This is a genomic window from Vreelandella vilamensis, assembly GCF_031451755.1.
GTDB classification, from domain to species: domain Bacteria; phylum Pseudomonadota; class Gammaproteobacteria; order Pseudomonadales; family Halomonadaceae; genus Vreelandella; species Vreelandella vilamensis.
Genome location: NZ_JARWAN010000009.1, coordinates 84,887 through 111,542, shown reverse-complemented (window position 1 = coordinate 111,542; position 26,656 = coordinate 84,887). Strand labels below are relative to the sequence as shown.

The window sequence follows — 26,656 nt, the reverse complement described above, 5'->3', positions numbered from 1 at the left end:
CATCAATCACCGATTGCGATAATGAAGGAATGGCAAACCAAGCGTCCTGAGTTATTTACCAAGAAGGTGGTTAATCACACGGGACCCGACAACTAACGACAATTGAATGGTCAACTCATCACTGTGGATATTGAAACACCTCATACTTTCCGGCTTACACAGCGCTTGAATAATTTAATTGGGATTTTACTTACATCAAAATATAAAATATAAAAGATAACTATTCAGCCTGTGATTAAACGGCTGCAGCGACCTGATAACAAAGGGATGCGCCTAAAAAGAAAAATTTCCTCTTTACCGTTATTTTGATGGCTAAAAGCATGTATTTAGCAGTTGATATTTATATGCTATCTTAATTAGCCTATCAAATTGGATAGCGTATTAGCAGAACGCTAAAAAATCTTTACATAACCAATTAATAAAAAGACTTGCTTTCTGGTTTTGAGGCCTCAAATCTTCGAAGAAAACCGCTGATGTTAATCTTTTTTTGGTGCACTATTATTTGTCATTGTGCTCCGTGGAAATAGGTCAGTGACATCAATGCCTAGCGCTTCACTAATTTGATAAATCTTTGTCAAAGTTATGTTCTTCTCTCCCCGCTCAATGTGCCCCATATAGCTACGATCTATTTCGGCTAGAGCTGCCATATTTTCTTGTGTTAACCCTTTGGCTTTACGTATTTCTCTAACCCTCTGACCAAACGCTACCAACTTCTCATTTCGCATTAATATTGCTCCATCCAAAGGACGGAACTATCAAGTTATGATGTATATAAATCCACAGACTATAGCTCTCATTTGATTGTTTTCGATGAAGGCGGACTACCCACCTTCAAAAGATAAATGCATCAAGGGCTCAAACGTCTCTTTCGGGTCTTCGGCGAAAAAAAGCGCATAACTGCTCACCAACCCGCCGAGAACGGACGCATAGCGATTTCACTAAATTCTGTAACTACGTCTCACTGGCACAAGCCGGTAGTCGTCGTCGCACATCAGTTGTCCCTGGAATATCTATTCCAGGGGCGTTACCTTGTCATTGCAAAGCGTCAATGCAATGACTACACCAAGATAAGTTGTGCAACCACAATAGCCCTTGCTGCACAGAAAGCTGTCGATGTACTGCCCGTAGTGTTAGGCCTTTAACGGCCAGAAGCAGCCTTTTAGGCGTTTATGATATAACGCCCGCAACACCGAGCAATTTGAAGCGAAGCGGAAAATTGCTCCGCGTGATTGCGATTGTTATATGGCTTAACTACGACGAGCGAAACTAAAAATATCATAAGGCGCTGGATATAAAGTCCACTAATTCAGTAATGTCTAATGGTTTTATATTCAAATTATAAATGTGCATAACACCAACATTGTGTATTTCCTTGACTAGTTCGTCACTTGTAAAGGCAAAAGGATCAGGTCTAGTATCTCTTCTCTGCGCTAGACCTGAATGTGTATTTTTCAACAAATACCAATCACCATATTCATCCGATTCTGAGGACACCAGAATAATGTTCAAACCTGTCCTGTCTGAACACTCTACTCCCCCCCAAGCCATAACAGACTTACCCTTAACGGTAGGCTTAGTAATATGAAGTCTTCGTTCCCCCCACATATCATTTGCATAGCCGCTTAGTACGTCAGACTCAGTCAAAGGATGAAACCATATATTCACGGACTTTCCGTCAAAAACAATTTTACAGGCCAAATCACCTATGCCTGAAACTTCAGAAATCTTCATTTCAGCACTGGAGCCTGATACCTTGTTGAAGTTATCTACAAACTCAGTGATGGGCTGAACTATTTCATTTTTAAACTCGAAGCTTAAAATATCATTTTTCCGCTTTAACTCTTTCTCTTTTAATTGTTGTTCTGACAAAACCTTTTCAGCCTCTAAATCTCTGGAGATCTTGCTTTTCAATATTTTGTCAATTGCCGACTTATGACCGCCAACATTTTGAGCGGACCCAACAAGGTCTTTTCTTACGCAATCCCAAGTTTTGTAACGATTACTAGGTTTTTTTGCTATTAATTTATTAACAACAGATGCGACTTTTGGTGAAATATTTTGATTTACTTCATTTAATGGTCGAGGGACGAATGTAATGTGTGCGTGCTCCCAATCGCGCTGTGATCCAAAAGCGTGAGTCAAAGCAGCTATTTGATAAAAAACATGACCTATTGAGTACATATCCATTTGAATTGTATTGGTTTCTGAACGATAAGCCTCTGGTGCAATGTATGGCTCAGTCCCCCATCCCTTGAAAGTTTTTGAGCGTGTTTTTTCTTCAGCTATTTTTGCCAAACCAAAATCCGCTATTTTAAAAATACCATCATCTATAAATATATTGTCTGGCTTTATATCTCGGTGGACTAGTATCTCGTTGACGGCCTCCATTCCGTCAATGATTTGGTGAAAAATTCCCAAGCACGCATCCTCCTCCATTAAGCTAGTCTGATTTTGCAAAAAATCTTCTAGAGATCCATCATGAGCTAAATCCATGATAAGGTATGGCGTGCTAGGTTCAGATAAGCCGTCGTGAAAGCCGTGATACCTAATAGTATTTTTGTGAGAAATCTTTTGTGCTTTCTCCCACTCATTGATTAACGAGCGGTGATTGTTGTCGCCAGGAAGATAATGCTGCAAAAACTTCAGTGCGAACTTAGAGCCTCCGCTCTTTTCTTCAATTGAAAAGACATGCCCCATTCCGCCTTGCCCTAAGAACCTTAAGACCACATATTCTTTACCTTCGAAATTTATACAATCATTAACTCTAAACATTATACCTTCCTAGTTAACCATCTACTTACTCTTGCCCGCAATTGCCATATAACGCTTTGCTCACCGGTAAATTAGGAGCGCAGCGAGTAATTTATCCGCGTGCAGCAACTTTTTATGTTGCTTGATAGCACCTTGTGACCTCTAGCTGCGCTGCCTTTTGAAAATTTGAGGTTTTCTCTCTCGCTGTAGACACCATACCATCGACAATCTGTTGCTCTTGCTGATTCTTGTTCAAAAATATAAACGACTGCACAGAAGATATTGTTTCAAAAGCCTCTAACCGCATTTGATCGCTCGAGATTATTTGCAGTTCGTTAAACACTCTCAGATAGCTTTTATACTCATCGGAGGATGGAGAACAACTATCGAATAAATGTGTTTGTATGAGCGCCTGAGACAGAGATAGAAATTCCACGTACTTGGATTTTTTCTCTTCCTGCAACTTATAAAAATTGGCGCGCTCTTCTTTTTGATCTTCATGAGACTGTTTTTTGATCAGCACAAGATAACCAGTCAATCCAGATATTGCCGCCCCCAGGCCAATTTTCACTGCCGTATCTATGACACTTATCCAGGTCAAATCCATCTAGAGCTCCACAACTCGCTCAAAACATAACGCCGACAGCACGCGCGGCTTTGTAGTGACGGCGAAGCCGCAACGGAAAAGCCGTCGCCGTGCCTGGCCTTGTTAAATTTTTGCCCTAAGTACTTGCCGAGTGTATTCACTACACACCCCAGAAACCTGTGACAATAGCTTTGGTTGATGCTCTCCGTAGAGGACCACATATGGTTGCAGCCGTTGTTTTACGGCTAGGGGGTATAGTAGCGTCTCATAATATAGCCTACCCAGAAGCCAAATTGTCCGGATTCGAAGGCGGCCAAGGCCGTCTAGATTCTCAACACCAGACAAAAGCAATCGCTCTTCATGTTCCTTAAACATCATTTCCACGGGAGTGATATCAGAGGTGGGGGCTTTTTCGGCGTAGCCTAACAGCGATTCATGGTCCCATAAGTGGGAGAATTTATTCCTGACCTTTCTCAGCGAATCCATATCCTTGAGTATATCTTCACTCATCCATCCAAAGGCGCAGGCAACTTGTATTCTTTTAGACAGACTTGAGAATGGTCCATAGCCAGAGAAGAGGCTATCTCTACCTCCTGGGACACCCTTGGGTATTTCACGTTTGTACATCTCATCAAGAGCTTCATCAGCGAATGCGCAAGCTATTACCGGAATAAGCCGTTCATCATCAGACGCTATTGCATCACATACCTTGTCCAGTCTCGAAACATCGTGGGATTCGGAGTTAACTTCGGCGGCAAATTTTTTTGCCTGTTCCCTTTCGAACGCCTTCGTATAGTTTCGATAAACCTGCAGGCCATTCTTTTCAACGTCGCTCATATCTAGCGCCGCGATATCTTCATCCCATTCGGACATTCTCACGAACTCCAAGGAAATTTAACAGTTTTATTCATGCGCATGCGCGTTAACATTATCACCCGTCTCTGAAAATTGCGCATAAGCATAAAAACTCTGATCATAAGCAATTGTTTTATGTTTATTTGCAAGATTATCCTCTGGCAATGCAAGCCTTCACGTTAAAGAACTGACCAGAAAAAAACGCATTGTGAGCCAGAGGTCCTATCCTGCGGATGTCCGCTTTGGGTCGTATTCTGCCGAAGCGCATACATCAGCATAGTCTAAATCTCTTCTATCGGCCAAAAGCAGTTTTTAGATATCACTGATATAGCGCTTTAACGCGGAGCGAAGAGGCGGCCCGCAAGTTACGTCCACCTTCCGCGATTTGTTATAGAGTATGCCTGCCCGATGCTCTCGCTGGGTGGTAGAGAAAACCTAATCTTCATCTTCAATTAGGGATTTAAGCTCGTCCTTTAAAGAAGCGGCCAGCTCGATTCCAATAGCGTGATTTAGAATTTTTTCTTCTGAAAAACCGTTATTCCGGATTTTATTCTTCAACTGGTTGAAGACGAACTTTCCTTTAAAACCCTTTAACTCTCTTTGTTGGAAAATTTGCCAAACTTCCTCATTCAAGGGACTACCGCCGTCAGGATACAGCTCTTGATTATGAGCCCTTCTTTGGCCTTCAAATTGTTGCCGCCCTGACACACTATGTTGATTTAAGATTTGATCTATATACCTTCGAGAATCCTCGATATCAATACCAATCAGTTCACTCATGAATTCTGGTCTGCAGAAGTAAGCTTCGATGTCTGAGAGGTCAGTACACCAGAGTTTTACTCCTTCAGCCGAGTACTTTCGCTGAAGTCTAGATATCTCGTCATCAGTCAAAGAGTCTCGATCTCGATGCACAAGTATTTTGTACTGCATTCCAAGTGTTTCATAGAGATCCTGGGCTTGCTCTGGCGACATAAGATTTTTGTAACCTTGCCCCGGATGGAACGTTACAAACTTTTCCAGCTCTGGCCACTGCTCCACAAGCTTCCTAAAAAAGGCGAGATCTTTGTCTTCAGAAACAATAACAACTTTTTTACCGAATGCTCCCCAGCCCAGCGCAATCTCTGCCGCTTCACGACAATCATTTGCTAGATCACCATTTTCTAGCCAATAAACATTCGCATTTATGGGAGAGCCCCGAACTATAAATGGCGAATGCGTTGTTAAAATTACAGAGAGATCCTTTTCGGCGGCAATGTCTGAAAGAGTAGATGCAAGTTTTTCTTGAACGTTTGGGTGAAGGTGGATATCCGGTTCGTCAATCAGAAGTATTTTTGGCTTAAACAAAAGTATGTAACAAAAAATTTGTATTAGCTGTATATACCCCGTTCCCAATAATTCTATAGGATGTAATATCCCACCAACTTCAACATCAGATTTTATTACTAAGTCTCTATCCGGATCGAAATATATCCTTATAGAGACATCTCCCATCAAACGAGTTAGCCAAATTTCAAGCTGAGCTATCTCTTCATTGCTTAACAAGTGCAGCGCGTTTCTCAAAAACACATTTGAGTCACCAAACGAGCATGCTTTCATAACAACCCGCTTTGATTGTTTTGGCTCACTGTTGGGAACTCCTGATATACCGGGAATGAAGCCACTGAAATACGTATCTGGACCTCGAAATGATGCTCTAACTTCATCAGGGATGTGGCCAGTCACTGAGATTCCAGCGTTTCTGGCAGCTCTTGCCTCGCAGGTCGCTGAAACTTCATTTCCATCATCGTTTTCAAATGTAAATTTTATTTTTGAGCTTGGAGTATTTGCTTTATTTCCCCAGCTGGCTCCATGGCCAAGCCTAGCATAGTCATCGGTTGGTAGGTAATCCAGATCCATGACAGCGACAGTCGATGTGCTTCCAATACGTATGCGCCCGGCTTGCCTTAACAAACAGGAAGCCAGATGCGCAGCTTGCAAAACCGATGATTTCCCCGATCCGTTAGAACCAACTAAGATATTTAGCGGGCCTGTCCCAATCTCTATTTCATTGATTTTTTTGAATTTCTCGATTTTTATTTTGGATAATCTCAATTTTCATCCTAGAACTTGTTCTATGGGCATACAATCCGATAATTCGGCCACTCTCTAACAGTATATTAGACAATGCGTTCTATGATTGAATGAACATGCTGACACTTCTTTCCGGCAAATGCAGCCTGCCAGATTCTCCCAGCCTATGATTCTTTATGCTATTAATTTCCATTAGGCTATATTTAGCCAAAATTCACGCTCCTGCTGCATTTCCAAGAATGACCGCTTTGGGTCGAGTGCAGCCAAAATTTGATTAGCAAGATCTATCACGGTCAACTGCTACCTTGGTCGTGAAAATAGTCGTCTTTGGCTACCAGACCAAGTTCGTCGCCTGCGTTCAAATCACCAGGGCAGCCATCTTCGCTGAATAGATTTTGCACGCGACGCTCTTGCTTGAAGTAACCCAACGTACCAAAGAAGCAGCTTTCACACAGGTGCAATTCGTAGCGTTCGCCGTCATTTTGGCTGCCATAGCCCCAATGCGCCTTCACAGTGGCGAATTCAAGTCCGCCGCCTGCTACGTGGGTTGAGGTGAGACATACATCGCATACCACGTCGGTGACCGCCTCGACTTCCACTTTTTCAGTAACTTTCATGTTTCTCCCCCCTCGCTAGCCCAGCGCTTCCGCTTGCGTACATAGTATGCGTGATGCACCTCTAAGTACGCTTTGTCTCTTTATCGACGGGAGCGTTGGACGTCAGGTCTTCCTGTTGCAACGCTTCCCAGTCGTCAACGCCGACAGGGTCGAAGGGGGCCTGGTATTCGTGGACCGATCCCTTGAGCCGCTGCAGGGGATTGCCATTCGTTTTTGCATCACTTTCAGGCATGGATTTTGTCATCGACGACTCTCCCACAATGCAGCTTTTACCGTGAACGTATCACGCCAAGAGGCTTATTACGCTTACTCCACCCCCAGCGCTTTAATCACGGCATCCACGGGCTCGGCGTAGAAACTGGTCTGAAACTTGGTGAAGAGCTCAGCGGGAATGGTCGCGATATCCGCAGCGCTTGCCATGGGCAGGGTCACACGCTTGCCGCCGGCATCGAACGAGACTTGCAAGCACTCGGCGAGATTCTCTACCGGCTTGAGGCTGCCGCCCAAGCTCATATCGCCCAGTACCACCATCTGGCTCTGGGTTGGCCGGCCTAGAAGCCCTGACGAAAATGCCACAAGGCTAGCAAGCGCCAAGTCGCGCAGCACGCCGGTATTCTGCAGGTCTACGACATGCAGGTGGAAATCGTGCTCCATCACCTTGCTGGAAGCGCTGATGCGGTTGGCGTTGGCCTTGAAGTAGTCGAACGCCATCTTGACCTGCTCTTTGGCCGAGGTGGAGTTCCACAGCCCCGACATGGCCAGCTTGCCGCTGCCAGCGGTGACCTGCAGCTCAATACGATAGACGCCGGGCATGCCCTTGTCGCTTAAGCCAATGGTATGTACCACGCCAGGCTTGCCGAGCCCTTCGGGGATGAGTCCACCACCGCCTTGCTCTTTGACGGAGACGAAGTGCTCCTCCAGCGTTTCTTTATCAATGTAGCTGAAGTGGACATCGTAGAACTCCATGCCGCCAATCTTCTTGAGCTGTTCTTTCACACGCCGACGTACTTGCAGGGCGTATTCCAAACAATGGAGCACGTCCTCCTTTTGGTACTCGCCGTGGGGATGAAGCAGCTTGAGCAGCCCAGAGACGGTCTTGCGCACGGCGATCACGTCGCGCTGGTTAAGGTTATCGCCCAGGCGGAAATGCGTGTCGATGGCATCGGCGAAGCTGCGCTTGCGCATCTCGCGGAAGAACTCGGCCAGGTAGTCGACGATGAAGCCGTAACGATGGGTAAAGAAAGAGGGCCGCATTTTGGGGATCTCCCAGCCCGGAATGTAGGCATGGAAGCGGTCGAAGAACGCGGCATCGATCATGGCATCGGGGAATGGCGTTAGCAGGTGGCTGGTTTTCACCAGCGACTCGACGCTCTGGTTGATGTTGCCGATGAATACCATGGAAGCGGAGGCTTCCATCTGCTCCCGCCCGCGAGCAAAGGAGCCGGAGGCCATGTAATCCTTCATGATCTGCACGCCGTCCTTGTCCTTAAACGAGATGCCGGCGACTTCATCAAACGCCACCAGATCCCACATGCCGACCAGACCGATGCGTCGCGAACTCATGTTATAGAACAGGTTAGCCACCGTGGTTTGGCCACCGGAGACCAGAATGCTGTTGGGCGAGCACTCCTTATAAATATGGCTCTTACCCGTGCCACGGGGGCCAAGCTCGCAGACGTTGTAGTTGTTCTCGACAAACGGAATCATCCTAGCCAGCAGGTGCCACTGCACCTCGGCATCCAGCTCAGCGGGCTCCATGCCGATGGAGCGGATCAGCACCTCACGCCACTGCTCGGTGGTGAAGCCGCTGCGCCCCTCGAACAGCTCCTCCATGTTCATGTGCGGCATCTGGATTGGTTTGAGCTGGCTGACCCCAAAGGGCGACGCGGATTGCCCTTCTTCATGGAAGTAGCTGAGCGTGGCGATCACCCAGATGCCGCCCACCAGCAGCTTCTCGTGCTCCTTAACGATCCCAGCGGAGATCTCGGCATCCTTGATGCCTAAGTTACTGAACGCCGCCTCGTAGCGGTCTTTTTTCTCGTTGAGGCGCACCGTGACCCGGTCGATGACCTTGAAACTGCCACGCTCGCGAACCAGCGACTTGATCTTCTCCGCTTCATCGGGGCGCACGTAGTTGTCGGTGAGAATCGTCTTGACGCTTTTCAGGCCTTCGTCGATCACGGCCTGATCGTCCGTGGCGCAGTACATGCCAAGCAGATACTCCAGCACGTACACCGGCACGTTAGCACCTTCCTTGACCCGCTGGGTTAGATCCTTACGCACCACGCGGCCACCAAAGTGGGTGTTGAGCAGGTCGTCGAGATCTCCCTGCTCGGTAAGAGAGCCATTTAAATCCCTATTCTTTTCGAGATGCTGATTATTATCCAAAATCCTGTTCCATACTGGTCATGAATGCTGCGCTACTACCGAAGACATGAATCCGTGAAGCAGACGCTAAAACGTCCCTTATCATCGCCAACGAGCAATTTTTGATCACCCGGAACCCTACAATTACGGGAAGCAATTGGAATTAGCCCTCGTGGAGTCACTATGGCTCATTACCTTTTGGTTAGTGGCCAAGCAAAGGTTTCCTACTTCTGGGTAAGAAAGCCCGCAGCCGCCATCATCTCAAATATGTCAGCATCCTGTAGAGACTTCCACTCCGGCAGTGCATCTAGTCGAACGTCGTAGTATATATCCCATCGGTCCTCAAACCTTTCGATCAGTTCAACACTCCAGGGTAGGGCTCTGTTATAGCGTGTGGAATTCCCATCGCTGTAAGAAAAAAATTCCCACCCCCACCGGGCCTTGAATTTTTCGAGCAACTCAAGGGACCAAGGTAGCGCTTCATTATACGAAAAATGACGCCAATTCCACCGATCCTCAAATCTTTCGAGCAACTCGAGACTCCAGGGTAGGGTCTGGTTTCTCGGGAGGTAATGCCAATTCCATCGACCCTCAAATCTTTCGAGCAACTCAAGGGACCAAGGTAGTGCTTTATTATACGAAAGAACATTCCAATCCCACCTATCCTCGAACCTTTCAATTAACTTGAGGCTCCAGGGCAAAGTTTCGTTGCAAGAAAAACCTAACCACCCCCAATTCCATCTGTCCTCAAACCTTTCGATTAAGTCGAGGCTCCAGGGCAAAGCTTCGTTGTATGAGAGTCCAGCTTCCCCCCAAGACCACTTATCCTCGAATCTTTCGATCAACTCAATACTCCAGGGGAGAGCTTCGTTGCCCGAGAGACCACCTCTTGAAGGTGCTTGCATCCCAAGTCTGTTGAAGTTAAGTACTCTTGATTCGCCCCAGAACCACCGATTCTTGAGCTCTTCAATTAGCGTCAGACTCCAAGGCAGTGCTTGGTTTTCCGAGAGCGTGTACCAATTCCACCGATCCTCAAATCTTTTGATTAACTCCCAGTTCCAGGGCAGTGTTTCGTCGCCCGAGAGGCTCTTCCAGTCCCATTGGTCCTTGAGCTTTTCGATTAACTCCAAGCTCCAGGGCAGGGCTTTGTTGCCCGAGAGGCTCTTCCAGTCCCACTGGTCTTTGAACCTTTCGATTAACTCCAAGCTCCAGGGCAGGGCTGTATTAGCTGAAAGACCAGAGTCACCCCAATCCCACCGATCCTCAAACTTTTCAATTAATTCAAGGGTCCAAGGCAGCGCTGGATTGCCCGAAAGGCCAAGTCTACTATTATTATCTTCCACGGAATCCCAGTCCCCCCAAATCCCCCAAGTCCACTTATCCTCGAATCTTTCGATCAACTCTAGGCTCCAAGGCAGCCCTACTTGAGACGAGAGCTCCTCCCAATCCCACTGATCTACGTAACGATCGAGCAATTCAGCGTCCAAAGGATAAGATGAAGATATCTGCAAAATCATTTGCGTTGGATGTCTGAGTAGTAGCGCTTTGAATCGCTCCTTATCGCGTTCTTCATTTAATGAAGTCGCAACCTGTAGCTGTCGGAAAGCCGCTGAAGTGACCTCCTGGTTAGAGCGAGTCTCAAGTGGATAATGGGGCTCGGTCATGGATATCCTTGGGTTCCTGTTATCTTTTGTGAAAGCTGCCTTAAACGCACAAAACGTCGATCTCTTGCTCCAGGGTGTGGAGTTCTGACATAAGCTCTCTCTGGCGACGATCGACATAGGTTGTCCAAGCCTCATCGCTGTACCCGATACTTTCCATCAGTTGCACGGCGGAAGATGCCTTCAGTGCGTGTAGTGCCGACACCGTTGTGGCGATGTGATGCTCCACCTGTGCGATGGCACCCCGCAAGCGACTGGCCTCGGTCAAGAGGCTGGAACGCGCATCCAGGTTTAAGCCACCTGACTGGAGCAGGTTGAGAATGTCGTGAACACTCTCTATATCTTGTGTACGGTAAGCTGCATCCAGTTGCTGGAATATCTCGGTCGCTTTGGCCTTGAATGCCTCCTCAACCTTATCGGGATGGCACAAACGGCAGGCCGAGCGGTACATCTGCTTCAGCGTTTTCTCGCTTTCCGCATCAAGCTCCTTGTGAGGAGGCTCAGCTTGTACCCTATGGTGTTCCTCGGCATATTCGCGGTACTGATTTTCGGCGGAGTGCGCCGCCTTCTCTGCCTCTTCGGCGTGCTCCCGTTCTTCTCTGCGTGCTTTTTCGGCGTGTAGTCGTTTGAGCTTAGCCCTTGCAGCAAGGACCGCTTGGATGAGGTCGCCAAGCGCATCATCGTGGCGGCGATTGAACACCACCAAGCGCCTTTCTAAATCCGCCTGCTCTGCAGTGAGTGCCGCAATTTCAAGCTCTAATGCTTCCAGGTGTAGTTTCAAATAAGGCACTTCCGCATCTTCCGAAACCACCAATGCTGAGGCGCGTTTCAGCCACTGCTCAATCTCTTCAAGTGCTTGTGTGTACTCGCCTGTGTCAAGCGCTGTTAAGGCCTTACGCAGGCCAGCCTCATTGGCGACACCGCGTAACCGTTGTATGTGAGGTGGCAGATCCTCAACGTCACCAAGTTGAATGAGGTTGCGGATCAGCTCTAGGCGTTTACGGATCCGATCCGTATCGAGGATCGACGTTCCATCTGTCTCTTTTCCGACGATCTGCTCAAAGGTATCTATAAAGCGGGTAGCGAACGAGACATGATTGTGGACGACCGTGACATTCTCTTTGTTATAGCGTGCACGTCGCGTCCAGTTGTAAGAGCCGGTGATCACCGTCGTACCATCGATAACACAAAACTTGTGGTGCATGAGCGAATCACGTCGACTACCGGGACTGATACGATGGATTTCTCCACCCAGATCAATCAAGGCGTCAAAATTAGGCGCCTTCGGGGGGCGATTAATCTCGTCATCCGTAATGGCGATACGTATCGAAACGCCGAAGGAGGCCCTGTGGCGTAGGGCGTTTAGGATTTCTCGATCTGTAAACCAAGCAACAGCAGCCACGATATAACTCTTGGCAGAGCCAATCTCGCGAAGCAGCACTTGATGGATATCGTCAAAATGAGCGGTGATTTTGGGTTCCATAATCTATGTTCTGCCCACCTTGTGTTGGTCTTTATTATAATAATGTGGCGAAATAAACGCCTAAATATGGTTAACACCCCATACTAGATAAATCAGAAAAAGTCATCCGTAAACGCCAGGTCGATGACCACCCGATAGCGTTCAAGCTCGGTGCCGAGATCTTTGTCGCGCAGCACCAGGAAGTAATCGCGCTTGCGGTCAAAGTCAGTGCCCGAGAGCGATAGGCGTAACGATTTGACGCGCTCATTCATGTTGTCGCTGGCACTGTCGAAGGTCATCGTTTCTTCGCTTGAAACCGGCGCATTGTCCTCATTAATGATCGTCACCGCGAGGGTGATGGGCTTGAGTTTTTCGCTGACCGCCTCGGTTTGCATCAGCTCGAAACGCTGGATGTTATTGACCATCTTCAGCGAGGCCTTGGGCGAGATCACGTCCACCTTACGACGGGTGCGCTTCTCCGCCTTGTCGCCGCGCAGCTGCTTGACGGTCAATACCGGCACCGCGATTTCCTGGGGCATGATGCCGCCATGCACGAAGCGCGCGCCGCCGACGAAGTGGAAGCGATGGGCGCCCTTGGGTATCCAGAACTCGGTATCGCAGGCGGTACCGGCGGTCTTGCGGGTATGGCCGTGCCAGACGCTGGCGTTGTCGGGGAGATTTGTGCCCAGCACATATCGCTTTTTGCTTTTGAAGGCACCGGCGGGCTTTTCGGTTAGGTGGGTGCGGTCGGTGGCATCCAGTTTGCCGCGCTGAAACAGGAAACCGTGATCGGCGGTGACCAGCACCGTGCTGGTGTTGAGGTGCATGAGGATCTTGCGCGTGAGGGTATCGAGCTCCTCAATGGCATCCTCCACGGCGGCGAAGGTCTCGTTCTCGGTGCTGGCGGTGTCACCTCTTGCGTCCACCACATTGTGGTAGACATACATCAGCTGCACGCCCTTGATTGCCTCGCGGCCCTGCTCGCGGGACCAGCCCCTGACAGTCTCAGCGGTCACCGCCATGGCCTGGCCACCCACGGCGGCGCTCAGGCGTTGGCTGCGGTTGTCGGTGCCCTGGCTCGACTTGCCATCCACCAGCACGTTGTCACAACCGGGCTGGTAGCTGAGCTCGTGATGCGGCAGCAGCGAGGCCATCCCCAAAGTGGTATAGCTGGGCACCACGCCGAGCTGGCTGGCGAGGGTGGCCTCACTGTAACGCTTGGCGTTGATGCGCTCGCGCAACTCCTCGGCCGCCTCATAGCGAAAGGCGTCGCTGATGATCACGACCAGGCGCTTATTACCATGGGCATCCAAGTGCGAACGCACCACGTCACGGAAGAAGTGCTGCTGATTGGGAATGCGCGGCAGCTTCCAGTCGTGCAGGCGCCCCTCGGCGTCGATGCGCTCACTCCAGTTGCGGGTGAGCTGACCCAAAAACCATTCGTCATAGCAACGCTCCACCGCCTCATCGAGCTTTTTGAGCAGCTCCACACTGGTGTTATCGGACGCTACCGCATAGTGGCGATAGGCCGTGTCAAAGCGATAGAGGTCATTGCAGTAAGCGTGATAAAGCGCCTCCACACTCTCGTAATAAAAGCCATTAAGGTGCTGCTGCCGTAAAGCAAACAGGTCGATAGCCGCACTCAGCGCGGCGTAAAGCTGGCGATAGCGGACGCGGCGCTCGTCGTTCTTGTGCCGCGAGGCCCAGTAGCCATCGAGGCGTTCGGCGATGATGCCACGAAACATGGCCAGATCGCGGACATCGGCCTGGGGTATCGCCTGGCACAGATCCACGATGATCTGTTTTTCCACCACCTCAAAGGTGGCGACATTGGCCAGCCGTTCCAACGGTACATCGCGGATCTTGTCTTCGATGCGCAGCGCCTCGGCCACCCAGCCGGAGATCTCATCAAAGGCCGGGAAGAAACGCGAGCTATCCCGCCAGCGCGAGAGCAGCGCCCGAGACGTCGCTCGGGCATTCACCGAGGCGATGGCGTGGCTCTGCGCCCAATCAGGAATCTCGGAGAGGCTCTCGCAGTAGCCGGTGGTCAGCAGGCGCAGCATCAGCTGGCCGAAGTGCAAGGCCTCATCCCCGATGAGCTCTGCTTGCGTCGCGGGATAACCCACCTCCAGCTGCAGCGCCTTGACCAGGCTCGGCACTAGGGCGTATTTGGTCATCTCGTCGAGCGAGGAGGGGTTGCCCTCCAACCCTACCGCTTCGGCCACCGCCTCATCGGCCAAGTGGAACAGCAGCGTGGCGACATCCGAGGCCGGTGCGCCCACCACAACGGCACACATGGCGAGATCCAGCGCCTCCTCATCCATTTCCGGGGTGACCAAACGCTTGAGCGCCTCGATCCGCTTGCGGCTGCCCAGGAACGCTTGACGCTTTGCCAGGTGCTCGCGCAGCACGTGCCGCGTTAACCCCAGCTCATTAAAGATCATCGACAACTGATCGGCGTAGAAGCGCCCGGAGTAGAGTTTGATATCCAACAGCCAGTCGTCTTCCGGCGCGGGCTCGGCATAGGGGAAGTAGAGCAGCGTCGGTGTTTCTGGCTCGTCCAACTCCAAGCGCAGCTTGACGCCGAACGTGGACTGCCCAGCCATGTTGAGGATTTGCACGCCATCCAAGGCCAGCTCATCCAGCGCATCGGTGAAGTGGCCGGGTGGGTCATACCAGAAGACACGGCGGTAGCCGTCAGTAAAAAAGGCGTAGTGAAGCCCTTGCTGAAGTTGTTCGAGCTGCATTTTGTTTGCCTATAGTCTTAAAGTAAAATCCTACGGGTAAATCTCAATAAAACTTTAGATTCTACTTTTTAATACCGCACCAAGTTCTAAAATCTCTTGGAAGTGACTTAAAATCCGGCCAAAAACTACATCGCACTGACTCGAAGTTATCATATGCTTCCATTTCAGCGTAAATCCTAAACTCTAGATTCCCTTCCTCTTTCACTCTTGCTACATCAGTGAACAAACCATATTCGAATACCAGAAAATCAAAATTCAATGGATGTCTTGTTAATGAACAAGATATATCACTATCGTTCCAACCGCTATCTTCGTTGTAACAAAAATCCAAGTGATCAATAGAATCAACACTTATAGGTTTTCCCAGCGGGGCTATAAGTGGGTCTGGAGCAGTTTTTCCCACACCAACAATATCAAATAAAATTTCCGCAAAGCAATGAACAATTTCATTATAATTAAGGTCATACAAACGTAAGCATTCTTTCTTTATCAACTCACCGTTTTCAAGATTCTTATAATGTTTATAGCCAGAGCGACCCCATTCATCACTCTTAACAAACTCCACTTCAAAACTGGAATCACTTTCGAAAATAACAACAACTCTACTGTTATACCTAGGAAACTTGTTCATATGCAAGCGTTTATCCTGGATAACAAGTCTTCCATCCTGATCAACCCCTGTCCAAATATCTTCATCGCTAGCGGTTATTTTAAAAATTCCACAATTATCAAAAATCTTATGGCAAATACCTTCTTTTTTAATTTTGTTTTCATATGGCATAAGTATTCTAACTTTAACACAATTATCGTGTTCACTTATCGCAATATTTTTCACTAACAAATCTTGACCGTACTCTAGCAATGAAGACAATATCCAGTTTTGAGAGTTTTTTACGCTACCAATATATTTATCGCCAATGTAAACTGATATCGCATGAGGATCAGAACATCGCCAGTCTCTAACTACCCTTGGAACAGAATGAAGATCTATTTTTTTAAAGAATTCGATCAAATCTAAGGTGTCTTTGCCATTAAAATCTTGCATCCAATATTTTACTGGTTTTTCTTTTAACGCAGCGATATTGTTAGTATATGAAGCATTGTCGCAAGCATTCACATCAAAAACTATGCTTGTATCTAATAAAAAATCACCATTTAAGCATTGCTTGACTCCATCAAAGTTTTCTTTAAGTCTTTTTTTAATTAATGATATATTTTTCGAAAAATCTGGCAAAATATCTAGGTTATAATTCTTACAGGATCTTCTAACCCAAAAAAGAGGATCAACTGTATAATTATGATACTCTGATACAGCAAGCTCAAAATTATTATCAATATTTATTTGACCTGAATCATAATGCAAAAATACTCCATCTTTTTCCCAAGATTTAAAAAGATTTAAAATCTCAAAATTAAATTCTTTTTTAGCCAATTCCTCAAATTTGTCAATTTTCTCTTTTATGAGTAAGATTATATCTTTGTAACTATAAATACTTTTTAACTCATCCTCGAAGTCAAAGTATTGATGACCACTAGATGAGCTGTAAAAAAGCCGCGCTTTAAAATTTCCAGGACCAAAGCTACTTACTGAACTCATAGGGCATGAGAACCAGCAACCAGTTGGAAACTCATAAACGTATTCACTACCATCAAATTTTCCAGTTAAAAATTTTCCTTTAACTCTTCCCGTTCTTAATCGCAGTATTTTCTGATCTCCAGATTTTTCACTCGAAAAGCCTAATGGAGGTGGGAAACCAAAACCACTCAAGCACTCAAGTTTTTTTACTATTACACTGCCATCCCTTGGCTTTTGGAGTGTATAAATTTTTTCATAATTTACTGATTCATTATTTTTTAGCTGAACTGTGTCTTCATAAATGCTTCTATTTTTTTCAATAATATGTGCGTAAACTACGACACCTAAAATTGCAAAGAGGAATATAAACCCAAGAATAACTATTGCTTCACCAATCATAACTATACCTTTTTTATAAGATTAATGCTTATTCATCATAATTTTTAATTGTATAATAAATAAATCATTTACCACTAACCACATTAACTTCCGCCAACAAATCCCCGAACTTCCCATAATTCACCTTCACCCCATTATCAAGATCCAGCGAGATGCGTTGATCGGCGTAGTGGCGGAGTTTTTCATCGAAGGTGGTGAGCTCGGTTTGCTGCTTGTAGAGCTTGCTCAGCTCCTTCTCAATACGCTTGGCTTCGGCGGCGGAGTCACTGGCGTCTTTGTCGCTTTCCAGCTTTTCCACGTAGCCGGTGAGCTTGGTGGTGAGCGGGATGACGTAGTCGGTGCGCATCTCGGCGAGAGTGCTTTCGTTGTAGCGGTGCAGATAGACCAGGCACTCGAAGGCTTTTTGCTTGCCGGAGGAAAACAGCCAATAGATGGGGCGTTTTTTGTAGGTGCGCAGGTGATCTTTGAAGAACTGAGTGCTCAAGTAGCGGCGGATAGTCTCAAGTGCGGCTTCGCCTTTCTTGGGTTTGATAGCGTGTAGGCAGAGACTTTCAGCGACGAATTCGAGGTTTTCCTGCAGGTGCTCTTCGCCCCAGACGGTGCGCACGAAATCGCGGAAGCGGTTGGTGGCGTCGTCTGGGAACCACTCCTGATCGGTGAGCGGGATGATGGCGTTTTCATCCGGTGCGAAGCTAGGTTTGGGGGTCTGGGCGAGGTAATCGCGGACGGTTTCGCCCTGGCTGGCGAGAATCAGGCCGGGTTTGTCCAGTGAGTAGCGGCCCATCATGCAGCCGATGGCGTAGCTGGCCAGCTCTTTTAGTGTGTCGCACTGCAGCAGGGTTTCTAACTCCTCTTCATTGCGTTTTCTACCGAAACGATAATGAGGGTTGCATTCCAGGGTTACCTCTTCCAACGGAACATAAGCATCTAGCTCGCCCTCAAGGGCATAACTTTTGATAAACAGGCGATTGAGACAGACCTCTAATCGCTGCATTTCAATAGCCATTTCATTCCAGTTGGTTCGGAGGTACTCGTACTTGGTAACCACCGTTCGTTTGTTACGGTCTAACGTCAAAAGAGGCAATTCTTCGAAATCCCATGAGGTTTCGAAACTGTCCCAGTCTACTTTTGATATCTCAACCAAACTTTCTGCCAATTGACGGACACTTTCCTCGTCTACGAGGCTAGGCATGGGGAGCGACGAAATTTGCGAAATATTAATATCTAGAGTGGGGCTTATGTGCTCAAGAAAATACTCAAGAGCTTTACTGTTAAGCAAAGCAAGCAGAGACAATCGATTATCATCTGCCGTTTTTATGCTTGAGCCTTTATGCCCCAAAACGTAGCCAAGGGGTAGCAGTCTAAATGAAGGTTTACCCGCTGTGAGTGCAGTCCAAGTAATCGTTGAAAGGAAATACTCTGCCGCGCCATCATGTCTAAATCCCGGCGACTCACCCCGCTCAGCTGCCCTAACCATGCGACGCCCATCATCCTCATAATCGAGCACATCAACGCCTAAGCCGTACCATTTTCGAAATATGCCTCCGCGATTATATGGGAACCAGCGGGCTTTTGAATGCTTTGCGGATTCCCGATCGCCTGCACTCAAACAGAGTCTATTATTTGATACTTCGTACCACAGACGCGAAAAGCGCTCTGTATTCCCGGTAGAAATCCCCCTATAAAACGAAGAGATATGTGAGATACGTTTCGCTGCATGAAAGATGGAAAATACTTTCTCACTTGCCCAATAGCTGATTGGACTCCCCGGAATCTTCTTGAAATCATCCGGCTTGGCGTCATAGAACCAGCCGCAGTCGCGGTTCTGAATGGCTTCGAGTAGCGCGCTCTGCTTCTCAGCTTCTGATTTACCGTCCACCAGCCGCAGATAAGCGCCCTGGTAATCCGGCTTGGCGATTTTTTCCATCACAAAGGCCGTGGCGGAGACGACTTCGCCGCTGATGCTGTCAAACGCCCTGCCTCCAAGGTGCGCCATGGTGATAATGGTGTTGTTTTCCAGTAGCCAGTCGCGCAGCTTTTCGTAGCTGGAAAGAAACATCCACGACTGCATATTGATCTGGGCGTTGTAACCCTGCGGTGCCAGCACGCTGAAGGCATGTTCCATAAAGATCGCGAACAGATCCGATTTGCTGTTGGGGTAGGCAGTTTTGGCGTAACCCTTCAGCGCTTTATTCATTCCCTTACTGCCCATATACGGCGGATTCGCCACCACGGCATCATAGCGCTGGGCCAGTATCCAAGCCTGCTGCACGATGGGCTTTAGCTGCTGGGCGGCGGTTTTCTGCATCGTATCGCCGCTATTGGTGAGTTCGGTCAGTTCGTCCAGCAGGGTTTTAAGTGGGGCTGCCAGTTCGTTGGGCACTTCAATCAGCGAGCCGAAGGTTTTGGCGTTTTCAAAGCGCTCAATTAAATCAGCAATCAGCTTGTAAGTGGCATCGTTGCTGGAGAGGTCTTGCTGTTCGCTTTCAAACAGGCCCTGAGATTGACCCTGGTGCCAGTCGCCGGTGAGGTTTAGATCTCGCCATAGGGTATCTGAACTGAGGTGTTGGCTGCTCTGCATGGCCAACACGTTCAGGCGCAGGTTGCGCGTTAAAATCCGGCGGTCGTCTTCGCGGGCCTTCATCAGCAGCGCAAAGCCGGCGAGCTGGGCGGCGCGGTCGTCGATATCCAGCCCGAACAGGTTATTTTCCAGAATCAGCTTAGGGATATCGCGGTTGCGGTAGCCGCGCTCTTCGTAGATCGCCTTCAGCACGTTATAGGCTTCCACCAGAATATGGCCGGAGCCCGCGGCGGGATCGAGCACCTTAATGGTTTCAGGGTCGATGCTGACCGGGGTGATGGCATCGAGCTGGGCCTGCACCTCGGGCTCCTGCTCGGCGGGTTCGATGTAGTACGGCATCTGACCCTTGAGGGCGGAGCCAGGGTAGGTCTGTAGCCACTGGCGGCCCACCGAGTTTTGCACCAGGTATTGCACAATCCAGTTGGGGGTGAATAGCTGGGTGGCGGCGGGAATGTCTTCGCTTTTCACCACCTTGCCGATCACCTGATCTTTCTTCTCGCTGATGTAGAACTGGTAGAGCCAGCCGATTACTTCTACATCCTGCCAGTCGGCTTCGGGAATGGCTTCGACCAGCTCGCGGATCAGGGAATCGGTTTTGGTCAGGTTGTTGGGCAGCAGCAGCTCGCTGGCGTCGTCCAGCGGCTCGAACAGAAACGGCATGGCCTCATGCAGGGCATGGCACTGGGCCAGCAGCAGCTCACGGTAGAGGGTTTCATCCTGGGTGCCGTCGAGCTTGAGTTCACGCACGCGGACCGTATCCAGCCCTGGCAGGTCTACCTCTAAGCAATCATCCAGAATTTGCAGCTGCCCGGCTTCGCCGTTGGCACCGCTGAGCACGCGGCGACCGTGGTCCAGGTAGCCGTGAATTTCCATGTAGCGAATGGCGCACAGGCGGTTGAACCAGCTGTAGGCGGCTTGCTCCATGGCCTGCTCAAACCCAAGCTGCACCACCCACTTAGCCAATGCCTCGCGGGGACCGTAAAGCGATTTAGGGAAGCTGTGGGATTGACCATCCAGGGTAGTGATCAGCATTACATCGCCACGCACCTCAGCCGGTGCCACCTGGCCCTCGCCCTTGGCGCCTGGGGTGATGCCATAGCGCGCCGCCTGACGGGTCATGGTATCGATAAAGCGGGTGCGCGCCTTGGGGGCGTATTTTTTGATGCTGGCGGTGTTCATGTCAGATCCTTGATCGGTTTTCTAGGGAGCAGCGGTGTTACCCACAGCGCTCGCCGCAGATAAGCCGTCATGCTGCCGGTACTGCCTTTTATGTTGCCATTGAAGGCCACTGGCCTAGCGTACTTGCACCTGTTTGCCGGCGTTAATGGCTTCATCCAGTTCGTCTTTTAGCGCGGTGATGAACGCATCGACCTCCGCCTGGCTTTCCAGGTAAACCCCGTCATGCACGCGGCTAAGCACCTCCGTCGCGCTGATACGCGCCACGGGCTTGGGAGCCGCCACCGGGGCAGGTTCGCGCACCGCATGAGCAGGCGTATCCGTGTCGCGCTTCGTCTCGTTGCTTTTCTCACCGCTGCGATTCGCCGGTGGTGGCGTTTTGCCGGGTGTTGGCGAGGGTTCATGCCGCTTGACCGCATCGGACTGCGCTTTATGCAGTCCTTCCAGGCTCTCTTCTTCTAGCTCAACGGCAGTTTCGGTTTGCAGCTGGTAGATCTGCGCGATACTGACCGATCGATTTACCGACGCCTTAAGCTGTTGCAGCGGGTGCAGCAGTCGGTTGCTTAACTCGGCGGTGCCTATGCCGCTCTTGGCAATTTCGGCGTTCACCTTGTCGATGCGCGAGTCGATGCGGGCAATGGCGTGTTGACGCTTTTCTACCACCAGGCGGTTATTGATCTCATCCAGCGTGCGAATGGTGCCATCAACCTTGTGCAGCAAGGTGTACGGCGCTTCGGCGTGATAAATACGCTCAAGCTCTTCCAGTGCTTGCCGGGCGTCCGCGTGCTTTTCTAGCTCCAGGCGATTGACACCAAAGTGGTTCAGCGCTTGTTCGAGCTGCTGCCAGGTGCTTAGCTGCTTGGTGAAGAAGTCTTTCAGGTCGCGGTAGTCTTCTTCGAGATCAAGCAGGTCGTCCTGCTTGGCGGCAACCTCCTTGAAGAAGTCAAAACTATCATCCAAGCGCAGTAAGCCTTCGACTTCGCGCAGCGAGGCGTCAATGGTTTCACGGCCTGGGAAGCGCCCGACATCGGTTTTGCTCTTGTACGCTTCCAGGTCATGCCGCCAGCGCGCGAGGTGTTCCACATAAAAGGTGAACAGCTCTTTTTCACTGCTGGGGCCAAGTTTGCCGAAGAGGTCCTTGGTCAGGTTACGGGCTTTATTCAGCACGGCATCTTCGGTCTGGCGTTTTTTCTGGAGGCGCACTTCGCTGCGGCGGCGGGCGTTGTTGAGCAGCTCAAACGCTTCTTGGCCCGAAAGCGCGGGGCCAGCGGTGTGGAAGGTCAGGCGACCGGCGGCGTGCAGGCGGCCCAGAATCAGCAGCGTCTCGCCTTCCGGCCAGCCAAACGGCCGATTACTGAAGCGCTCCAGTAACGGGTTAAGGGGCACCGGCTCGCCGCCGTGCAGAGAGATGTACTGTTCTACCTCTTTCACCGCCTGGGCGTTACCTTCCTCGCCATCCAGGTTCAGGTTCTGCGTGCCAATGTCGTCGGCGGTGAGCACCGCCTGCAATTCGCGCATGGGCTCGGGGGTGAGCACGGTGAGCTGGCCGAGCTTGCTGAAGGTGTTCTCCAGCAGGTAGCGGCAGGCCTCGTCCAGGCGGGTATTGAGCTGGCTGCGATTGAGATCGAGCTTTTGCCCCAGGGCATAAACGTCCGCATCCAGCAGCATCTCTTCCAAGCGCACCCGCAGGTGTTGCTTACGCTGCTGATTTTCGCGGCCACGGTCGGCCAGGATGCGCTCAACGCTAGGGTCGCTGGCGGCGGCGTTCAGACGAATAAATTTGTCGGTTTTCAGCAGCGTGCGCAGCTCTTCCGTAAAGCGTTTGTCGTCCGGCAACTTGATGATCACCTGGCCGTTGTTATCGCTGCTTTTATGGATACAGCCGGCTTCACTCATCTGCACGTATTCCACGTCCAGCGGCGACACCACTTCCACGCGCAATTGGCTCTGGTAGCGGCCATCCAGGGTGTGGCCATCCAGGTAGCGGCCAATGCTGTAGTCGGTCTTGTTAAGCGGGTAGCGGTACTTATTGCGATCCCGTAGCAGGTCTTTGAAGATCAGGTTGGCCAGCTCTTTGTTTTCATCGCTGCTGGTGACTTCGACCGCTTTGATCTTGCGCGTGATGTCACGCTCTTCATTGGTAAGAAACTGGTACTCATCGCCATTGCGGGTAATCAGACTCTCTTTTTCCAGCCGAGCCAGGGTGGTTTCCAGCTGCTCGCGAATGGCCACGCGGTCATCGTCGATTTGGGTGAGCGAGAGCGTGACGAGGTTATCCAGCGTGCCTTTGACCAGATCCACGTAGCGGATCATGAACAGTGTCCGCAGAATTTCCACGTCGAACGCTTCCAGCACCGGGTTTTCGCTGGCCTGGTCAATGGTGCGTTTCACCGCCGTGTCGAGAAACCCTTCGATAGCGGTATAGAAGCGATGCATGGGCACCAGGGCGCCGATGTGCTGCTCTTGTACGGCTTTGGCGGCCATGTGGAAGGCATCGAGCATGGAGCGTTCGCCATAGGCCAAGTGTGCGCCGGTGGCCCCGACCTTGCGGATCTCTTCAAACACTTTTTGCACCAACTGAAAGTGGTACGGCACAAAGGGATAGTTGGCGATAAAGCTCTCGGCGCCGTCGACGTTTTTCAGGGTCGGGCCAGAGCGATCAAAGGTGAGCTGATTGCGTAGGATCGCGCCCTTCTCGTCGAAGACCTGTTCGAGCTCGTCGCGGGCTTCTTCCGTTTTTACCAGCAGGCGCTTACGGATGACCTCATCGGAGTTGGAACTGGAGAGCGATAGGCGCGTTTTGAAGCGCCCGGCAATCTTGGAGAAATCGTTGGCCTTAGACGCGGTCATTTCCCCAATAACAGCGTCCATGTCCGCTTGCGAGGTGACCACGATCCAAGCACGTCCGCCGCAAATTGTTCCCAGGTTTTCGGTGAGCGTTTGCAGGGTCAGCATTAGGCGCGTATCGCTGCCGATAAACTGGCCGACTTCATCCACCATGAAGACCATGCGCCGCGTCGGCGATTGGCTATCCAGGTACTCCTTCACCCAGTGGCAGAAATTTTCCACCGAGACGCTAAACGTGGCTTCGGAATCCTCAAACCATTTATGCGCGGCCTCTGTTGAGAGTTCCAGGGCAACACTGATGGCGTGTTCGATATCGTCTTGATAGAACTGGTAGCCATCGCGCTCGTCTTCCCAGACCAGGCCGCTGGCATCTTGAAAGGCCTGCTTGAAGCGCTCATAAACGCCGCGCTTTTCCAGGTGGCGTTCCATGTGGGCAATATGCGGGTAGTCGGCACTGAAGCCCTGGTGCTCATTGAACACGCGCAGAAAGACGTTAAGAATCGGGTTGCCGTCGTCATTAGAACTGGCTTTGCTGTCGATGTTGAATAGCACCACGTCGGCCGGCTCATGCACTGCCTTGGCGATATCGGCCCGAATCATCGGGTCGTGTAGCTTGTTTTCATCGAAAAAATCGGCGGCGTGCTTGACGTTACCTTGCTCGTCGCGGGTTTGTGTATTGGCTAACAAGTAGGAAAGCGCTTTCAAGAAGTGAGATTTACCCGATCCGAAGAAGCCGCTGATCCAGACACCCACCCGGTTGGAAATCGACGGATCGCTCAGCGGTGTGGTGTAGGAGTCGAAAAACGCGCGAAAATGTTTTTCCAACTCGTTGGTCACGACGTACTCATCCAGCTCTTGGTAAATCGTTTCGTCATCGCGCTGATCGGCCTTCACGACCCCATTGATCGAGCGGCTTAGCGGCTTGCGAAAAAGCTCCTGAATGCGCATAGCGTTCCTAATAGGTGTTAAAGCAGACAATAAGGATTAAGGCACGAGCGCAAAGGCTCGGTAATAGTTGTTGCTGGCAATCTGATCAAATAACGTCATCGTTTGCCCGTCGTAGCTTCCGGGGTAGAACAGCACCAAGGGCTTATGCCCCAAGGGGCCGTGCAGGGCATTCAGCAAATTGTGCGCCCGCATCATCGGCCAGACACTGCCAACGCCGGTCAATAACACCATATCGGGGTCATGCGACAATGAGTGTCGTATGAGGTAGGGGGCAAACTTATCCATGTGCAGTGGCCCACGCAGCGCTTTGAGCAAGGCGTCGTCGCCTTTGGTTTGCTGCATGTGAATGGCCTTATCGAGAAAACCACGGGCTTCAAGGTAATCGTGGAGTACCGCCAGCAAGTTCACCTGAGCGACGGTGATATCAGGATGCTGGCGAGCCATTAACGCGGGAAGAAAGCTCAGGTACTCCCTGACCTGTAATTCATGCTCGGGCGGGTAATCGAAAATCCAGAAGCCGATCTCATTGCCAAGGCCTTGGCCCGCCAGAAAATCGGGGCGTGAGATTTTTTCCGCCACTTGGTTAAGGCGATCTTTAAGACGACTATCTTCTTGAAAAAGCGCGTTGGCGGGCGGCGCGGAAGAACCGTTGGGTGACATGCGATAGCATCCTTGTCTCTGGCATGTGAAACGCTAGATTACGTCGCTCGCCCTCGTCATGGCAAGGCGCGGGGTACGAAAGGAAAGTGCAGGCCTTTGCCTCTACGCAGAACCGCTGAGCGAACGACACGCCATGGCAGCGTCGTTGTGTTAGTACCCGTGTATTAGCGTAGACGCTTTAAGGCGTCATGTATCCTGACGTGGCGATGGGATTCCAACAGTGACGCTACTTCAGGCCTTAAGATCAACGGCTGAAGACGACGAGAACGGCTGGATGCCAACACCCCGACTTCGGCCAGCATGCGATACGCCACCTGCCCCATTTTGCGTTTCGATGAGGAAGACCACTGGGCAATCGACGGATCACGAAACGCTCGCTCGGCAAGAAACTCGTCCCACTGATAAGCAGGTAGCGTCTCGGCTTGGGTCACGAAGGCATCGGCCACCACCGTTTCCAGAAATTCCACCAGGAGCAGATTACGCGCCAGAGCCGCGCAGAAAGAGATCTGGGTGGCGAGTTGATCGTCGCCATCACGTAGCGCCTGCCAAAAAGGCAGCTCCAAACGCTCCAATCGTTTCCGAATTGCCTGAGCCATCCGCCGCGCCGTGGCTGGGCGGTTTTTCTGAAGGCGGTTTTCGTCAATGATGGCGTGCTGCCAGCTGGCTTCGTTAACGCCTTGAAGCAACAGATCCGCCACTAAGCGACTTTCTCGTACCATCAAGCCGCCACCAATGAGGTCTGAGTTGTAGCGGAAGGTGGAGGAGACTGAGGTCATTAGAAAAAGGCTCGTGAGATTATCGGTTATCGACAAATTATTGGATACTATTAACGGTCAATGGTCTGTACATTTTTAAAGAAAGCCTGGTGATCAGACAATGGGGTCTCTGACAATATCACCACACGAGCCCAAGCTCTCATGAAAAAAAAGTCAATACGGTCTTGTGGCAGATGTACAGCCTCAACAAGCCTTAGCGGCGTTTTATTCTTGTCTTGTTTCCACTGCTGTTGTGCTTGAGAGGCCGTGTCAATTTCCGCAACCTCAGCCGTTGCAGCGAACATTATGAGAAGACCGTTTCGCGGTGGTATCGGCGTGATTTTGATTTTATCGAGTTCAATCGCTTGCTTGCTACCGCTCAGTAAAAAAGGCACCGTCACCTCATTGCTGCCAAGGATCGCATCAGTCGCTTGATAACATGATACCGACAGGGGTGCATGGCATTGACACCCAGTGGCTGAAAGCCGCGTAAACAGCCGATAGGGCAATAAAAAAGCAATGAGCATTCTATCTTAAATTAATGCGGTAGTGGTCTTGACCATGGGGGTCAGAATAAAGCAACCACAGGTTTTGGTTT

At 50.2% G+C, this 26,656-nt stretch carries 17 protein-coding genes; all 17 read right to left on the bottom strand.

What is annotated here, in order from left to right:
* Window positions 1-476: 476 nt before the first annotated feature.
* Window positions 477-725: a helix-turn-helix domain-containing protein gene (locus tag QC823_RS07640; RefSeq protein ID WP_309655764.1), complete on the bottom strand. Its 249-nt coding sequence runs from the start codon at window positions 723-725 to the stop codon at window positions 477-479.
* A gap of 550 nt (window positions 726-1,275) precedes the next feature.
* A complete protein-coding gene (locus tag QC823_RS07635) occupies window positions 1,276-2,772 on the bottom strand; it encodes a serine/threonine-protein kinase (RefSeq protein ID WP_309655763.1) in 1,497 nt (498 codons plus the stop codon).
* Between the two features lie 112 nt (window positions 2,773-2,884).
* Window positions 2,885-3,358 (bottom strand): hypothetical protein, encoded by a 474-nt coding sequence (locus tag QC823_RS07630; RefSeq protein ID WP_309655762.1) that lies wholly within the window; start codon window positions 3,356-3,358, stop codon window positions 2,885-2,887.
* 102 nt (window positions 3,359-3,460) lie between these two features.
* Window positions 3,461-4,210 (bottom strand): hypothetical protein, encoded by a 750-nt coding sequence (locus QC823_RS07625; RefSeq protein WP_309655761.1) that lies wholly within the window; start codon window positions 4,208-4,210, stop codon window positions 3,461-3,463.
* Window positions 4,211-4,627: 417 nt separating this feature from the next.
* The gene (locus QC823_RS07620; protein WP_309655760.1) at window positions 4,628-6,283 is read right to left on the bottom strand and encodes an ATP-dependent nuclease; all 1,656 of its coding nucleotides are present in this window, start codon (window positions 6,281-6,283) and stop codon (window positions 4,628-4,630) included.
* Between the two features lie 272 nt (window positions 6,284-6,555).
* A complete protein-coding gene (locus QC823_RS07615; protein ID WP_309655759.1) occupies window positions 6,556-6,879 on the bottom strand; it encodes a hypothetical protein in 324 nt (107 codons plus the stop codon).
* A gap of 61 nt (window positions 6,880-6,940) precedes the next feature.
* Window positions 6,941-7,123, bottom strand: a complete 183-nt coding sequence (locus tag QC823_RS07610; protein ID WP_309655758.1) for a hypothetical protein — start codon at window positions 7,121-7,123, stop codon at window positions 6,941-6,943.
* A gap of 62 nt (window positions 7,124-7,185) precedes the next feature.
* Window positions 7,186-9,267 (bottom strand): protease Lon-related BREX system protein BrxL, encoded by a 2,082-nt coding sequence (gene brxL / locus QC823_RS07605; RefSeq protein ID WP_479715090.1) that lies wholly within the window; start codon window positions 9,265-9,267, stop codon window positions 7,186-7,188.
* A gap of 203 nt (window positions 9,268-9,470) precedes the next feature.
* A complete protein-coding gene (locus tag QC823_RS07600; RefSeq protein WP_309655757.1) occupies window positions 9,471-10,910 on the bottom strand; it encodes a hypothetical protein in 1,440 nt (479 codons plus the stop codon).
* Window positions 10,911-10,950: 40 nt separating this feature from the next.
* Window positions 10,951-12,390, bottom strand: coding sequence for a phospholipase D-like domain-containing protein (locus QC823_RS07595; RefSeq protein WP_309655756.1), 1,440 nt, complete (start codon window positions 12,388-12,390; stop codon window positions 10,951-10,953).
* Window positions 12,391-12,482: 92 nt separating this feature from the next.
* Window positions 12,483-15,116 carry a BREX-1 system phosphatase PglZ type A gene (gene pglZ / locus QC823_RS07590; RefSeq protein WP_309655755.1) on the bottom strand — a complete coding sequence of 878 codons (2,634 nt, stop codon included), beginning with the start codon at window positions 15,114-15,116 and terminating at the stop codon, window positions 12,483-12,485.
* Between the two features lie 61 nt (window positions 15,117-15,177).
* Window positions 15,178-17,091 (bottom strand): hypothetical protein, encoded by a 1,914-nt coding sequence (locus QC823_RS07585; RefSeq protein ID WP_309655754.1) that lies wholly within the window; start codon window positions 17,089-17,091, stop codon window positions 15,178-15,180.
* Window positions 17,092-17,155: 64 nt separating this feature from the next.
* Complete coding sequence (gene pglX, locus QC823_RS07580) at window positions 17,156-20,851, bottom strand: BREX-1 system adenine-specific DNA-methyltransferase PglX (protein WP_309655753.1); 3,696 nt, start codon at window positions 20,849-20,851, stop codon at window positions 17,156-17,158.
* A gap of 114 nt (window positions 20,852-20,965) precedes the next feature.
* Complete coding sequence (gene brxC, locus QC823_RS07575; protein WP_309655752.1) at window positions 20,966-24,643, bottom strand: BREX system P-loop protein BrxC; 3,678 nt, start codon at window positions 24,641-24,643, stop codon at window positions 20,966-20,968.
* A gap of 36 nt (window positions 24,644-24,679) precedes the next feature.
* On the bottom strand, window positions 24,680-25,303 hold the full coding sequence (locus QC823_RS07570) for a DUF1788 domain-containing protein (RefSeq protein ID WP_309655751.1): 624 nt from the start codon (window positions 25,301-25,303) through the stop codon (window positions 24,680-24,682).
* A 164-nt stretch (window positions 25,304-25,467) separates the two neighbouring features.
* Window positions 25,468-26,079, bottom strand: a complete 612-nt coding sequence (locus tag QC823_RS07565; protein WP_309655750.1) for a DUF1819 family protein — start codon at window positions 26,077-26,079, stop codon at window positions 25,468-25,470.
* Between the two features lie 50 nt (window positions 26,080-26,129).
* The gene (locus tag QC823_RS07560) at window positions 26,130-26,453 is read right to left on the bottom strand and encodes a hypothetical protein (RefSeq protein ID WP_309655749.1); all 324 of its coding nucleotides are present in this window, start codon (window positions 26,451-26,453) and stop codon (window positions 26,130-26,132) included.
* Window positions 26,454-26,656: the final 203 nt, after the last annotated feature.